Genomic DNA, 13,101 nt, shown 5'->3' with positions numbered 1-13,101 from the left:
GGGACCGGCGAGTGGTCGCTTCGCGACCCGAGCCGAGGGGGTGGCGTGGGGGTGGGTGGGGCCCCCTCGACTCGGCATGCGGCGCTCGTCGATCCCCCGGGAACCGGGGGATTGCGCGCGGAGGGGCACTCGTCGATCCCTTGGAGGCCGGTAGATGGCGCGCGAGGGGCGCTCGCGGTGTTGTGGTGGCGGCTTTATGACGCTGTCTCGCGCTTTGCGGGGGACCGGCGAGTGGTTGCTGTGCGACCGAGCCGAGGGGGTGGCTTGGGGTGGCGGTGGCCTGGGGTTGGGTGGGGCCCCCTCGACTCGGCCTGCGGCGCTCGTCGATCCCCCGGAGACCGGGGGATTGCGCGTGAAGGGCGCTCGTCGATCCCCTGGGGACCGGGGCATTGCGCGTGGGGGGACTTGGCGATCCCCCGGGGACCGGGGGATCGCGCGTTGAGGGGGGCGTCGCCGGTGAGTGCTTCCGTCAGATGCCTGAGCCGAGGCGGTCGCGGTACGAGGCGATCGCTCGCTCGGCGATGCGGCCGGCATCCTCGTTGGTCTCCTCGGAGCGTCGATCGAGCCATTCCCGGAGGTCGGGACGGATGCGGAGGGCGGCGGCACCGCGGGAGCCCGGCCTGACGAGCGCCAGGAAGAGCAGCAACACGAGTCCGACGACGAAGAGAACGGCAACGAGTATCGCCCGCGCCATCGGGTCACCGTGCCACAGGTAGACGGCGGTCTCCGCGGCCGGCTCCTCGAGACGGAAGGCGCGGAACAGGTACACGAAGATGTAGGTGCCGGTGAAGAGGAGGAAGCCGGACAGAGTCATGGCGGCCAGAGTTCGCTTCATGTTCGCTCCTTCGTCGGCTCATCGCCGTATGTGGTGACGCGCACGTCGTCGGTGACACGCAGCCGACCGAAGCCCGTCGACCGCACGATGCGGGACAGCAAGCCCGGTGGGTTGGATCGCGTCATGGCGAGTGCCGTGGCAACGAGAGCCAGGGCGCCGGACGCGATGCCTGCCGCCCAGCCGATCCCGATCATCCATGGGCTGTCGTGGAACGGCCCGATCGGATCGAGGTACGCCGACCGGCACGAGAGCACCACGGCGAGCCCGACGGCGGCGACCACGCTGGAGATGGCGGCGTAGGCGACGGCGCTTCTCGGCTCGCGGTCGAGGAGGTCACTGCGCGCCACTCGTCTTCCTGCCGCGCCGGCTGCGGCGGCGACCACGCCGAACGCACCCGTGGCGACCCGGTGTTGGCGGCGTACCCCCCGATTGGGGATGAGCTTGCGCACCTGGTCTGCGACGAGGAGCGCTCCCGAGGCAAGGATGCCAACCCCCATGAGGCTCGGGAAGAAGACACCGAGGATCATCACGCCGCCTCCTGACCCCTGTGCGCGGATCGGCGGACGACACCTGCGTACCCGTCGACCTCGATGATGTCTCCGTCGGCGATGATCGACGTCGCCCGGTTCACGCTGAGCACGGCAGGGATGCCGAGCTCCCGGGCGACGATGGCGCCGTGCGACAGTGGGCCACCCGTCTCGAGCACGAGGCCGGCGGCGCGGCTCAGCAGGGGGGTCCACGAGGGGTCGGTGGCCTCGGCCACCAGGATCTCGCCCGACTCGAGTGACCCTGCATCGCCGAGCCCGGAGACGACCCGGGCTCGCCGTGACGTCCGCCCGGGGGAGGCAGCCCATCCGGGGAGGGTCTCGCTCCGGTCGACGTCGAGGAGCTGTCTCCCGTCCGGTGACCCGGTGAAGCGATCGGGGAGGGGTCCCTCGGCGAGGCAGCGGCGCTTCACGGTTCGCCGCCAGTGGACGACGGAAGGCGGTGGCGGAGCACCTCCTGCGATCATGCGCCTCACCTCGAGATCGGTGTAGAGCTCGATGTCGTCGGGATCGTCGATGTGGTGCGAGGCGACCAGCCGGCGAGCAAGCTCGACGATCAAGCGACGCTGCTCGCCGCCCAGCGTGAGCAGCGCCGACTTGGCTCGTTCTCGCATCCTGAGGTTGGCGGTCGCCTCAGACACGAGTGAGTCGACCCAGCGCATCCGCAGGTCGACGAATTGTCCCGTCAGCACCCGAACGGTCCGCCAGCGCCTGCCCTGCGTGAGCATCTCTCTGAGCTCGTCACGTGCCTCGCCCGGGCGCAGATCCCCGCCGGCGGTCGGGTCGTTTCCGACCATGGCGAGGAACCTCCACACTGCCACCTGGTCCTCGCTCCACGTCGCTGCGCCGTACATCGATCTCGATCCGGCCATGCGGGATGCACCGGCGACCGTCTCCTGCAGCGCCTCGCCGGTCGCCCCGAGCTGCTCGACGGTTGCGGCGATCCGCTCCGGCGCCTGATCCCGCATGACCGCCTCGAGCTCCGCGTTGCCTGCGATTTGCGCATCCCAGACCCGTCGCAGCTCGCGCTGCAGCCTGGTCCCGGCGAGCTCGCCCTCGAGGGCGCCCGCCGAGAGCCGTTGCGTCCACTGGGCGGCGAGCTGGGAGTCCATCCAGCGACCGAGCACCATCTCGACGGACTGGTAAGCCGCGGCCGCTGCGCTCGAGGCGGCGACCTCGGCAGCGGCGATGCGCCAGGCAAGGTCGTTCACGGTCTCGCCGTACGCGAGCGCCCGACGCGCGGAGAGGTTCGTCAGCTGGACGTCGAGCCCCACGACGCCGTCTGCGGCGGCGCACACCAACGCGACGTCGTCGGCGAGTCGCGCCCTGGCCTTGCGACCGCGCAGCATGGATCGCAGGCTGGCCCGGGCCTCCTCCTCCTCGGGTTCCTCCATGGTTTGCCCCATGAACTGGCGCTCGACGGCGGCTGCCGACCCGCCGGGCATGGCGCCCGCCACGGCGCGCAGGGAACTGAGGTTGAGCGCCGCCCTGCCTCGGAACCGGCCGAGGTACGGCCGGCCGATGTCGAGGGCGGGTCCACCGAGCGTGGCGACGACGGAGCGGAACCCGTTCTCGATCATCGGAGCGTTGATCGACCACAACAGAGGTGAGATCGCCCCGGGCAGCATCTCGACCACGCCGTGGGGGGTGAACTCGTCGTCCGAACCGACGGGGCGGTCGAGGCCGTCGTCGAAGGCCGCAGTGGGACCGTGCACCGTGATGGGACGGGCTTGGAGCAGGACCAGCCGTCCGTCTGCCCACGACCACTCGATGTCTTGTGGGGCGTCGAGCTCGTCTTCGACCCGCAACAGCATCCTGCCGAGCTCCTCGAGGAAGGCCGGCGGGGTGTCGCCCCTCACGGGGGAGATCTCGAGCGTCGGGCGATAGAGGGCGAAGTCGAGAGGTGTGACGGCACCGGAGACGAGCGCCTCCCCGAGGCCGGGCACGACCTCGATCCGCATGATGTCGTGTCGGCCGCCGGGATCTGTCGTGAAGGCGACGCCGGACCATTCCGCCTCGATCATCGTCTGGACGATGACGGCCATGGCGAGGTCCGTGTCTGGGATCGCTTGCTGCTGGCGGTACGACCTCGCTGCCGGGAGCCAGAGCGACGCCCAGCATCTGCGGACGGCGTCGATCACCTCGTCGACGCTGCCGAGGCGCACGAACGTGCGGTATTGGCCGGCAAACGATGCGCCGCCCATGTCCTCGGCCGTGGCCGATGAGCGCACTACGGCCGGCCCATGCGAGAGCACGGCTCGCGCCGCGTCGTCGATCGCCCGTTCCACCCGATCCGGCAGCGGGGCTGTCAGGAACCGATCGACGATCTCGGACTCCTCTGCGGCGAGTGCTCCCGGCTCAGGGACGGCTCGGGCTGCCACCTGCGTCAACCACCTCTCGAGCCCGGCCTGGGCCACGAACCTCCTGTAAGCCGCGGCGGTTATCGCCAGAGTTCGAGGGATCGGGAAGCGGTGAGCGGCGAGCCGGTCGAGCCCGGCCGCCTTGCCTCCGACCTGCGCGACGGCGCTGCCGGAGCCGTCGATCGTCACCAGCAGCTCCCGCATGGTCTCGCGCTCGCTCACGCCCCGGCCTCCACGTCGAACACCACCTCGAGGGACACCAGTACGTTGCCGAGCCAGTCACGACCGATCAGCTCGACGGTGACCTGGTCGCCTCCATCGTCGACGACGGTCAGTAGCCCGAACTGCCCGGCTCCGGGGAAGGCCCCTTCGCTGTAGGGGCCGCCCTTGATGGAGCCCGGCCGGTCGAGGGCCGCGGCATGCATCACCGGGAAGGAGGGCTCGCCGTCGGCGGCGTAGCGGTTGTTCGTCCCGTCGTCGATGGCGACCATGTGAGCATCGCCGGCGATCATGACGAGGTTGTCGATGTCCTTCGTCGAGATGAAGTCGGCGATGGCCGCCCGTTCCTCCGGGTACCCTCCCCAGTCGTCCGACCCGGCCGCGGTCTCGCTGATCCAAGGAACCGAGCTGACCCAGACGACGGCGGCGTGGGTCTTGGCCGAGTCCTCCAACTCGTCGAGGAACCAGGCGAGCTGCTCGACACCGAGCATCGTGCCCGGCGTCGTCCCGTCGGATGGCGCGGACCGGGCCGATCGGGTGTCCGTGAGGATGAAGCGCACCCGACCGATCGTGAACGCCTGGGTTATCGGGGCGTCGGGCCCGGCGAGCGCGAGCTCGTAGTGCGGCACCAGTTCGCGGTAGCTGTACAGGGCGGCCGCTCTGCTGGGGGAGTCGCCCCCCGAGTCGTTGGGGCCATAGTCGTGGTCGTCCCATGTGTATGCGAGCGGGACTCCGGAGAACATGGCGGCCTGGGCCGGCCTGCGCAGTGAGCCTCCGTAGAGATCGGTGAAGGTGTCGAGCGAGTTGTCGATCACATCGCCATAGAACAGGTCGCCGCTGCTCAAGAACAGGTCGGGTTGCAGCGAGAGGATCTCGTCGAAGACGCTCCCGTTCGAGCCGCTCCTTGCGCAGCTTCCGAGGGCGACGGTGAAGCCGAACGGGCCGTCGGGCCAGGTACGGAAGGTGCCGGCCCTGATCGCATCGAGCTCGCCGTCGGCTTCGACGGCGTAGTGGTAGCGGGTGGCGGGGGACAGCGCCGTGATCTCGAAGGCGTGGACCGGTCCGCGCCTCGACGAGACGACGTAGCGCGGATCGTCGAAGTCGGCCGCGGTGCTGACGGCGAGCCGCACATCGCTCGCACCGGGCACCATGGCGACGACGTTGGCCGCATCGGAGGTGACCCCGCCGGACCAGATCCAGTCGACCGCCGACGGCGGGAGGGCGGCGCGATCCGACTGCGGGTGAGCCGCGCCGTGGCCCTCGTTGTAGAACCCGTATGCCACCGCCCCACCGCCGAGTAGCACCACGAGCCCCGCCAGGCAGACGACGACCATCGATCGCCACGTGCGGGTGCGATTCCACGCGAGCAGGAACAGCACACCGGGCGCAACGAACAGCAGCGCCACGGCCAGTGACAGCAGGAGGGGGTATTCGAAGGCGGCGAGCGCTCCGACGAACGTCCCGGCGACGATCGCCAGCGCCCCACCGGGACCCTCCCAGACCCAGGCCAGGAGGAGTCCCATGGCCGCCACGCTCAGCGCGGCGACCGAGGCGCTCTCCTGCCACGCGACGTAGTCCTGAGCGCCGGGGGGCCCATACTGGACGAGGGCGACCACGAACCCGCCGATGACGACCAGGGACAGAACGCGGGCGATCCACCTGAGCCAGTGCTCGACGGCGTCGGTGAGCACCACTTCATCGAGAAGGTGGCCAGAGTGCGCATCCGCCAGGTGCGGCCCCGGCGGCGCGACGGTCTGTTGGTCCACGGCTGCCCTCCAGCTCTGCAATGAACGTACGCCGAAGGCGCCTCCCGTCCAATGGGCCAAAGTCCCTGTTCCGGGTGACAGATCCCTGCTCGCTGACGGGTCGCCGTAGACTCTCGTTCGTTGCCGGGGCCCGTAGCTCAGTTGGTCAGAGCAGGGGACTCATAATCCCTTGGTCGCAGGTTCGAGTCCTGCCGGGCCCACGCGGACTCGTCGGGGGCGAGTCCGTCTGCAGTTCCTTCGGCCACAACGGAATGAGCCGATTTCCCTTGGGACACAAGGGAGTCTGGCCCTCCCGTATCCTTACGCCGGATTACGCGGATTCGCGCTCATCGACCACTGTGCGATCACAGGCCGATCACCGGCCGGCCACAGGAGAGACCGTCGCCATGGCAACGACCCGCATCGACCGAGCGGACCGCCCCAACCGCCCCTGGCGCGCCCGCTACATCGCCGACGGGCGCCGCTTCTCCCGGACCTTCCGCACCAAGGCCGACGCCGAGCGCTGGCTGACCACCCAGCTTCGCTGCGCGTGACCAGGGCGAGCACTTCGATCCTCGGGGCGGCAAGGTCCCGCTCGCCGAATGGTGGCCCACCTACGCCGACAGCTGATCTTGGACCCGGACGAAGTCGAGGCCCTCGCCGCCGCTGCCAACGGGCGCCGCCCGGCCCCGATCAGATCGCCGCGCGCAACGCCATTATCTCGACGGCTGCGGTCCAGCTTCACGGCAGAAGCGTCACCCGCATCGTGATCGAGGCGCGTGAGGGTCAAGACGAGCGCGATCGCGCCGCCATCTACCGGGCGCTCGGATCCGACCCAAACCCGCCCCTCACCTACAGTCACCACACACCGACCAACGAGCCGCTGTTGTGGGTCCCGGATGCGGTTGCCTGGGCGTGGGGGCGCGGCGGCTCGTGGCGTCGCTGGATACAGGACCTCGGGATGGTCCGCAGCGTAGAGGTGGTCGGGGTGGACTAGACGCGCAAAACCCGGCCGCTCACCGTCCGGAGAGGAGCCGGGTTCACTTCCTCAGGCTATTGCCCTCGGCATCCTCAGTATCGGCGACAACCCGCCAGATTTCAACCTGAGTTTCCGACAGACCCCCCCGGTGCGCCTGGAGGCCATCCACCCCTCGGCGTCTCAGAACTCCTGCAGGACGTCGAGGTTCTCGTACTTCGGCTCGCCCTCGATGATTTCCGCCAGGCGAGCGGCCCAACGCTGAGTCTCGGGCCGTTCGTTGTTCTGCTCGGCAGCCTCCCACGAATCGAAGTCTGCTTGGATGACGTACCGTCCCGGCTTCTCGCGGAACTTGAGGATTCGTCCGCCGAGAAAGCCCGGGGCGTCGGACGCTTCCTCGTCCTCCCATTCCTTCATCAGGGCGGTCATCGCCTCCTCGTCGGGTACGTTCACTATCACATGCTGCGTGAACTTCATCGCCCACCTCCTGGCTCGGAGCTTACCGAGCGCTCGGGACGCCACCAGGCGCCGGATGCCCCATCGCCGCTGACCATCGTCGCCGCCTGAGCAGCACTAGAGGCGACCCTCCTTCGAGACGCACGACGGCACCGTCCAGGCGGCGCCGACCCGCTATCGAGGTCGGCTCATCAAGTCGACGGGCGACGGCTTCGCCGCTGGTCGATAGGCGCCGCCGGACCTCGAGTCAGCGGCCTGCTCTCCACACGCCGACCGCCGCCAGGAGGACGGTGACTCCGATCTTCGTCAGGTCGAGAACGGGCCGCACCTCGATGCCTCGTGGTCCGACCCGGATCACTGCGACCGGTCGCCCCTGCGATCCGCCTCCGCCACCGCCGCCACCTCCCGATCCTTTCCCGCCCTCGGGATCGCCGCCTTCACCGGCGCCGAAGCCGAAGCCTCCGCCACGCTCCCAGGCGGCGGCCGTGAAGACGAGGTCGTCTCCCAGCGTCGTCGGGGCCGAGAAGACCGCAGACGGGGAGGCCGGACCCACGATCGCCTCCAGCGTCTGACGGACCCGGTCGGCGATACCGTCGACGGAGCTGTCGAAGTCGTTCGCCCCGGTCATCGTGCCGACCTCCTTCCGATCGCGGCTATGACGGCTATGACGATGACCACGGAGCGCGCCAGGGCGACGTGGTCGTGGATGCGCACCCGGGTGGCGCCGACCGCAACCGACCGCGGGCGGCGGTAGCCGAAGGCGAACCCCCAGGCCCGGCCGGCGGCTGCGATCCACCACATCTCTTCGACGAGCCGGACCGGAGAGCCGGACGGCATGGCGTGCTCGACCACCTGTGTCGATCTGCCGACCCGAACCATGAGACGACGATACCCCCACGACGTGCGTGCATCGGCGGGTCACCTCGATGGGCGCTCCCGCCTACTGCGACGCCTGCGTGCCAGGGCGACGCCGAGCACGGGGCCGGCGATCAGGATCGCCACGGTCACCACGCCGAGCGCGGCGTTCTGCTCGAACACGTCGGCGATGGTCGCCTCGTAGCCGCCTTCGATCCCCGTGAAGATGACGAAGTTGACCGCGGCGATCGCCCCGACGACGCCGCCGGTGATGCCACCGACTACCAGGTCGGCGAGCCACCCGCGGGTTGGCCCGGTCACTTGTGGATCTCTCCTTGCACGGCCGAAGTGGCGCCTCCCGTGCCCTTCTCTCGACGTGGCTCTCTCATCGTGGGCCGAAGCCGTAGGTTGCGAGGATCTCACGACCGGCGTTTGAGTGCACGAACGCCACGAACGCCTTGGCGACTTCAGGGTTCGGGGCGTCGCGCAGCACCGCGATCGGGTACTCGGCCGGGACGTTGTCCTCGTCCGGGATGGCGACGCCTTCGACGCTGCCACTAGCCGAGAGAACGTCGGTGGCGTACACGATGGCGGCGTCCAGCTCGCCCGCTTCGATCTTGGTCAGCAAGGCGCGCACGTCCGGCTCGTTCGTGTCGATCCTGGGCGTCACTCCACCGTTCGCCAACGCCTGCCGAGCGAAGTCACCGCACGGTACGGCCTCGGCGCACAGCCCGATCAGCAGTTCGTCTCTGGCGAAATCGGAGAGGCCGGTCACGCCGGCAGGGTTACTGGTGGGAACGGCGATCTCGAGCCGGTTGATCGCGAAGATGCTCGGCTCGCCGTCGACCGCCCCGGCGTCGACCACCGCACCCATGTTCGCCGTGTTGGCTGAGGCGAAGACATCGACCGGGGCTCCTTCGAGGATCTGCTCACGGAGGGCGGAGGTGGCTCCGAGGTTGAGCACGACATCGACGTCTGGGTGATCTGTCTCGAACGCCGATTCGATGTCACGAAACGCGTCGGTGAGCGAGGCGGCGGCCGAAACGAGCAGCCGGTCGCGGGTATCTGAGCCTGCGCATGCCGCGATCACCGCGAGCGTCAGCAGACAGGCGATTCGAAGTCTCATGCCTTCCAGTCGGGTCGTCGCCGCGGGCCGTCCGCGATCGTAGGGCCGGTGTTGCGACGGTTGCGCGTCAGAAAAGGGGGGCTGACCTGCAGCGGCGGTGCCGCAGTCAACGCAATCGCATGAAACCGGCTCGCTCGCACTCGTCGACCATCGCCCTGATGTCGTCGTACGAGGACGCTTCGACCGGCACAAGGCGCTCGATGAAGCCGTGCGCCAAGCGGGCGGCGAGGTGACGGTCTTCGTGCATCGTGACGAGGGCATCGCGGATGGAGGCGCGTACCGCTTCGCCGAGCCGTCTCGACACGCCGATCGGCTGGATCGTCGACGGACCGAGCGTCTCGACGACCCGGAGCGTCTCGGTGAGATCGGGGTGCTCCCGCACCGCGACGGCGAGCACCTGGCAGTCGATGGCGGCGCCGTCGACCTCGCCGTCGCGGACCATCTCGATCGCCGTCTCGTGATAGCCGGCCTCGATGACGTCACCGAAGAAGCCGTTCGTCTCGCCGAGGGTCACGAGGTGGTAGCGGGTGATGCCGTACCCGGATTGGGAGAGCGGCTCGTTGTAGGCCCACCGGCACCCACGCAGGTCGAGGAATGATCCGAAGCCGCTCTCGGCACGGACGATCACGTCCGAGAAGTAGATCGGCTTGCCTCCGAAGCGCGCCCCGGTCAGTACCGGTGCCGCCGTCGGGAGGGATGGTGAGATTCCCTCGCGCTCGAACATGACGTACGGGAGGCTGCACACGAAGCACACGTCGTTGACGTCGGTTGCGCAATTCTCGTACGAGGTCTCGACGACGAGCTCGGCCGTCGTGCCGAGGCGCCGCGCGATCGTCTCGGTGATCGCCTCGTACACGGGCATCATGTTGGGGGCGAGGAATGTCCCGACGCGTAGTTCAGCCATGAGTGCGCGGCACGCTACCCGAGCTTCCTGCGGTCGGCGGCTTCAGCGACCGGCCTCGTCGGCTTCTTGAGCTGCTTCATCGAGGAGGGCGCCGACCGCCTCGTCGTAGCGCTGCTGGGCGTCCTCCGGCGAGTCGCCGACACTGGTCACGCCGAGCCGCCCGTGCGCAGGAAGGGCGCTCAACATGTGGAACACCGAGCCGACCTGGCGGGCCTGGTCGAAGTGGAGCCCGCCCAGCAGGGCCATGTCGATCACGTCGTGCGGTGTGAATCTTCGCAGCCCGTCGGCCTCGACGTGGTCGGAGGCCATGTAGTGCTTGGCCTGTCCACTCGGTGCGTGGAACACCCCGGACGTGCCGTCGTAGGCACCGTCTGTGAGGAACTGCAGTGTCAAGAAGGGGTGGGTCGTGCCCCCCTTGCGGAGGTTCAGCTCGATGGCATGCGACGACCACCGGCCCCCTCCCGAGCGAGTCACCACGAAGTCGATGGCAAAGCGTCCGATCACCCCGAGGTCGGCCAGCCGCTCGCCGACCCTGCGTGCGTCGTTGCTGATCAGCCCGGCGTAGCCCCTTTCGGCGGGGAAGCGGGAACCGAGGAACATCTGGCCGGTCGGCCCCCCGAGGACCTGATCGTGCGTCGACAGCAACTCGACGTCGCCGAGTGGTGTGATGCGGAGCTGGACGCTCGGGCTGCGAATCTCGTCTGCGACGATCCTCTCTTCGACGATCCCGCCTTCGTGGGCGAGCACCTCGAAGTAGTTGTCGGCGGTGGCGCCCGGCATCTCGATCGCCAGGGACCGCACTCGTGCCTCGACGGCGCTCCGTTCATCGGGGTGGCCGGCCGGCGGGAGGTCGCGCAGGTCGATCGTGGCGTTCCCGAATCCGGAGACACCTTCGTTGTGTTTGGCGATCGCCGACTCGATGCCCGGCCGCTCGGCTCGCATCGAGACGATGGCATCTGCCACATCCGCTTGTCTGTTCAGATCTTCCCGGCCGATCGGATGGTCGATCCCGACCTCGGCGAAGAGCTTGCGTCCCGCCGACTTCGTTCCGAGATGGGAGTCCCTCGGGTCGGCTCCGTACATCGGGATCCCGAGGCGCATCGCCAGTTCCCTGTCGGCCCACGTCGCCATGAAGGGGACGAGGTGGGCGCGATCGGGGTCCGGGACGAGTGACCGGATCCGCGCCAGCATCCGGGGGCGTTCCAACAGCTTGTGCGACAGCGGCCGCGGTGTCGCCTCCATGGGCGAGAGGAGGTAGAGCCGCCTCCTGGCGTGGCTCGACACCACCCCCGGAAGCAGGTCCAGGTAGTAGTCGACGATGTCCGAATCGATCGGCTGGCCGGTCACGTACACGAGGCGCGCCCGCGGCTGGCGCAGCAGCAGGAGCAGGAACAGGTAGCGCTCCTCGTACGCCTGCACCTCGGGCGCGGTCAGCTGGAGATCCACCTCCACTGACGGGACGACGACGATCGTCTGCTCGTCGTTGTTGAGCCGCTCGATCGAGTGCCACAGCGGGACGAGCTTGCCCTGCAGCCTGTCGTAGGCGGCCTGATCGTGAACGTCGATCGGTGTCATCGAGCCTCCAGAGACGGAAAGCTACCTGCGCCGGCCGGTGGAACGCGAGTCGTCCGGCACGCCTACCGGCCGCCACCTCGTACCATCCCGGCAAGAGCGAAAGGACAGTGATGCCGTCGCAGCCGATCGTCGAGCTCGTCGAACTGGGCATGCCGTGGACCGGCCTCGACCCGTTCATCTTCACGGTGCACCATCGGGACTTCTATCCGGCCGGCAACGAATTGCTCGGTCCCGTGGAATCTCTCGCGGGTCGCCAGCTCGGGGCCGACTTCTCGTACCGGGACGGTTGGAGCATGTATCACGGCGACGTGGTGCCCGGGTTCCCGCAGCATCCTCATCGTGGCTTCGAGACGGTCACGGTGGTTCGCCGTGGCTACGTCGACCACTCCGACTCGCTCGGGGCGACCGCCCGATACGGCGAGGGCGACGTCCAGTGGCTCACCACGGGGTCCGGGATCATGCACGCCGAGATGTTCCCTCTGATCAACCACGATGGTTCCAACCCGCTCGAGTTGTTTCAGATCTGGTTGAACCTCCCGCCGGAGTCGAAGATGGTGCAGGCCTACTTCGGGATGCTCTGGGGCGAGGACATCCCCACGATCGCAGGCGGGCCCGGCGTGACCGTCGACGTCATCGCGGGAGGCATCGGCGACGCCGCACCGCCGTCGCCGCCTCCGGACTCGTGGGGCTCGCGCGGCGACTCGCACCTCGCCATCTGGCTGATCCGTCTCGAGCCGGGGGCCGCATGGACGCTGCCGACCGCTCCGGCCGACGTGAATCGCATGGTGCACTTCTTCGACGGGTCCACGGCAACCGTCGGGGCATCGTCGATCGAGCGCGGCGTCGGCGTCCGTCTGCGCGCCGAGGTCGAGACGGCGGTCGTCAACACCGGGGATCCCGCCGAGATGCTGCTTCTGCAGGGGAGACCGATCGGGGCGCCCGTCTTCCAGATGGGCCCATTCGTGATGAACACCCCGGAGGAGCTGCGCCAAGCCGTCGAGGACTACCGCAGGACGCAGTTCGGCGGCTGGCCATGGTCGACGCCGAGCCCGGTGCACGCCAGGACGGACGGCCGTTTCGCCCTGCATGCCGACGGCAGCATCGAGCACCGCGACTTCCAGCCGGCCACCTGAGCCAATGCGCAGTCTCCCGCTTTGCGGGGGACCGGTGAGCGGTCGCTTTTGCGACCCGAGCCGAGGGGGTGGTCGGTGCGGACCCCCCCTGCGCGGCCCTCCTCTACGCTGTCTCCCGCTTTGCGGGGGACCGGTGAGCGGTCGCTTTTGCGACCCGAGCCGAGGGGGTGGCTTGGGTGTGTGGGCCCCTCGTGTGTGCGGTGGCCCCTCCAATACGCTGTCTCCCGCTTTGCGGGGGACCGGCGAGTGGTCGCTTTGCGACCCGAGCCGAGGGGGTGGTTGGCGTGGCGCCCCTCGTGTGTGCGGTGGCCCCTCCAATACGCTGTCTCCCGCTTTGCGGGGGACCGGTGAGCGGTCGCTTTGCGACCCGAG

The 13,101-nt window shown here is 69.0% G+C and carries 14 protein-coding genes and 1 tRNA gene; 4 read left to right on the top strand and 11 right to left on the bottom strand.

What is annotated here, in order from left to right; genetic code table 11:
- Positions 1-469: 469 nt before the first annotated feature.
- The 4 genes from VGC47_15460 to VGC47_15445 are packed head-to-tail and all read right to left on the bottom strand — an operon-like array spanning position 470 to position 5,725.
- Positions 470-835 (bottom strand): hypothetical protein, encoded by a 366-nt coding sequence (locus VGC47_15460; protein ID HEX9856707.1) that lies wholly within the window; start codon positions 833-835, stop codon positions 470-472.
- Entirely contained in the window at positions 832-1,362 is a 531-nt protein-coding gene (locus tag VGC47_15455) for a hypothetical protein (protein HEX9856706.1), read from the bottom strand. The genes VGC47_15460 and VGC47_15455 overlap by 4 nt, the downstream gene beginning before the upstream one ends.
- On the bottom strand, positions 1,362-3,962 hold the full coding sequence (locus VGC47_15450; GenBank protein HEX9856705.1) for a PEP/pyruvate-binding domain-containing protein: 2,601 nt from the start codon (positions 3,960-3,962) through the stop codon (positions 1,362-1,364). Before VGC47_15450 ends, VGC47_15455 begins: the two co-directional genes overlap by 1 nt.
- Positions 3,959-5,725 (bottom strand): alkaline phosphatase D family protein, encoded by a 1,767-nt coding sequence (locus VGC47_15445; protein ID HEX9856704.1) that lies wholly within the window; start codon positions 5,723-5,725, stop codon positions 3,959-3,961. The genes VGC47_15450 and VGC47_15445 overlap by 4 nt, the downstream gene beginning before the upstream one ends.
- A gap of 126 nt (positions 5,726-5,851) precedes the next feature.
- Here VGC47_15445 and VGC47_15440 point away from each other — a divergent pair.
- From VGC47_15440 to VGC47_15430, 3 genes are all read left to right on the top strand, one after another.
- A tRNA-Ile gene (locus VGC47_15440) sits at positions 5,852-5,925 on the top strand.
- Positions 5,926-6,111: 186 nt separating this feature from the next.
- On the top strand, positions 6,112-6,258 hold the full coding sequence (locus tag VGC47_15435) for a hypothetical protein (protein ID HEX9856703.1): 147 nt from the start codon (positions 6,112-6,114) through the stop codon (positions 6,256-6,258).
- A gap of 212 nt (positions 6,259-6,470) precedes the next feature.
- Positions 6,471-6,701, top strand: coding sequence for a hypothetical protein (locus VGC47_15430; GenBank protein HEX9856702.1), 231 nt, complete (start codon positions 6,471-6,473; stop codon positions 6,699-6,701).
- Positions 6,702-6,863: 162 nt separating this feature from the next.
- Here the strand turns inward: VGC47_15430 and VGC47_15425 are convergent, their stop codons facing one another.
- The 7 genes from VGC47_15425 to VGC47_15395 all read right to left on the bottom strand — a co-directional run bounded on the left by VGC47_15425 (position 6,864) and on the right by VGC47_15395 (position 11,596).
- Positions 6,864-7,157 (bottom strand): hypothetical protein, encoded by a 294-nt coding sequence (locus VGC47_15425; protein ID HEX9856701.1) that lies wholly within the window; start codon positions 7,155-7,157, stop codon positions 6,864-6,866.
- A gap of 226 nt (positions 7,158-7,383) precedes the next feature.
- The gene (locus VGC47_15420; protein ID HEX9856700.1) at positions 7,384-7,764 is read right to left on the bottom strand and encodes a hypothetical protein; all 381 of its coding nucleotides are present in this window, start codon (positions 7,762-7,764) and stop codon (positions 7,384-7,386) included.
- Positions 7,761-8,015 carry a hypothetical protein gene (locus VGC47_15415; protein HEX9856699.1) on the bottom strand — a complete coding sequence of 85 codons (255 nt, stop codon included), beginning with the start codon at positions 8,013-8,015 and terminating at the stop codon, positions 7,761-7,763. The genes VGC47_15420 and VGC47_15415 overlap by 4 nt, the downstream gene beginning before the upstream one ends.
- Before the next feature lie 39 nt (positions 8,016-8,054).
- Positions 8,055-8,312: a hypothetical protein gene (locus tag VGC47_15410; GenBank protein HEX9856698.1), complete on the bottom strand. Its 258-nt coding sequence runs from the start codon at positions 8,310-8,312 to the stop codon at positions 8,055-8,057.
- A gap of 64 nt (positions 8,313-8,376) precedes the next feature.
- Positions 8,377-9,117: a molybdate ABC transporter substrate-binding protein gene (gene modA, locus VGC47_15405; protein HEX9856697.1), complete on the bottom strand. Its 741-nt coding sequence runs from the start codon at positions 9,115-9,117 to the stop codon at positions 8,377-8,379.
- Positions 9,118-9,223: 106 nt separating this feature from the next.
- Positions 9,224-10,021: a PhnD/SsuA/transferrin family substrate-binding protein gene (locus VGC47_15400; protein ID HEX9856696.1), complete on the bottom strand. Its 798-nt coding sequence runs from the start codon at positions 10,019-10,021 to the stop codon at positions 9,224-9,226.
- A 42-nt stretch (positions 10,022-10,063) separates the two neighbouring features.
- Positions 10,064-11,596: a peptide ligase PGM1-related protein gene (locus VGC47_15395; GenBank protein ID HEX9856695.1), complete on the bottom strand. Its 1,533-nt coding sequence runs from the start codon at positions 11,594-11,596 to the stop codon at positions 10,064-10,066.
- A gap of 110 nt (positions 11,597-11,706) precedes the next feature.
- Between VGC47_15395 and VGC47_15390 the strand changes: the two genes are divergently transcribed.
- Positions 11,707-12,729: a pirin family protein gene (locus tag VGC47_15390; GenBank protein ID HEX9856694.1), complete on the top strand. Its 1,023-nt coding sequence runs from the start codon at positions 11,707-11,709 to the stop codon at positions 12,727-12,729.
- Positions 12,730-13,101 lie beyond the last annotated feature (372 nt).

Source organism: Acidimicrobiia bacterium (genome assembly GCA_036396535.1).
GTDB lineage: Bacteria > Actinomycetota > Acidimicrobiia > Spongiisociales > UBA5794 > DASWKR01.
This window is presented reverse-complemented; position numbering and strand designations above follow the sequence as displayed.

What these genes read in the sequence shown, in the direction of transcription:
- VGC47_15460 (HEX9856707.1), bottom strand. Translation starts at nt 835, where the DNA reads ATGAAGCGAACTCTGGCCGCCATGACTCTGTCCGGCTTCCTCCTCTTC.
- VGC47_15455 (HEX9856706.1), bottom strand. Translation starts at nt 1,362, where the DNA reads ATGATCCTCGGTGTCTTCTTCCCGAGCCTCATGGGGGTTGGCATCCTT.
- VGC47_15435 (HEX9856703.1), top strand. Translation starts at nt 6,112, where the DNA reads ATGGCAACGACCCGCATCGACCGAGCGGACCGCCCCAACCGCCCCTGG.
- VGC47_15425 (HEX9856701.1), bottom strand. Translation starts at nt 7,157, where the DNA reads ATGAAGTTCACGCAGCATGTGATAGTGAACGTACCCGACGAGGAGGCG.
- VGC47_15420 (HEX9856700.1), bottom strand. Translation starts at nt 7,764, where the DNA reads ATGACCGGGGCGAACGACTTCGACAGCTCCGTCGACGGTATCGCCGAC.
- VGC47_15415 (HEX9856699.1), bottom strand. Translation starts at nt 8,015, where the DNA reads ATGGTTCGGGTCGGCAGATCGACACAGGTGGTCGAGCACGCCATGCCG.
- modA (HEX9856697.1), bottom strand. Translation starts at nt 9,117, where the DNA reads ATGAGACTTCGAATCGCCTGTCTGCTGACGCTCGCGGTGATCGCGGCA.
- VGC47_15400 (HEX9856696.1), bottom strand. Translation starts at nt 10,021, where the DNA reads ATGGCTGAACTACGCGTCGGGACATTCCTCGCCCCCAACATGATGCCC.
- VGC47_15395 (HEX9856695.1), bottom strand. Translation starts at nt 11,596, where the DNA reads ATGACACCGATCGACGTTCACGATCAGGCCGCCTACGACAGGCTGCAG.
- VGC47_15390 (HEX9856694.1), top strand. Translation starts at nt 11,707, where the DNA reads ATGCCGTCGCAGCCGATCGTCGAGCTCGTCGAACTGGGCATGCCGTGG.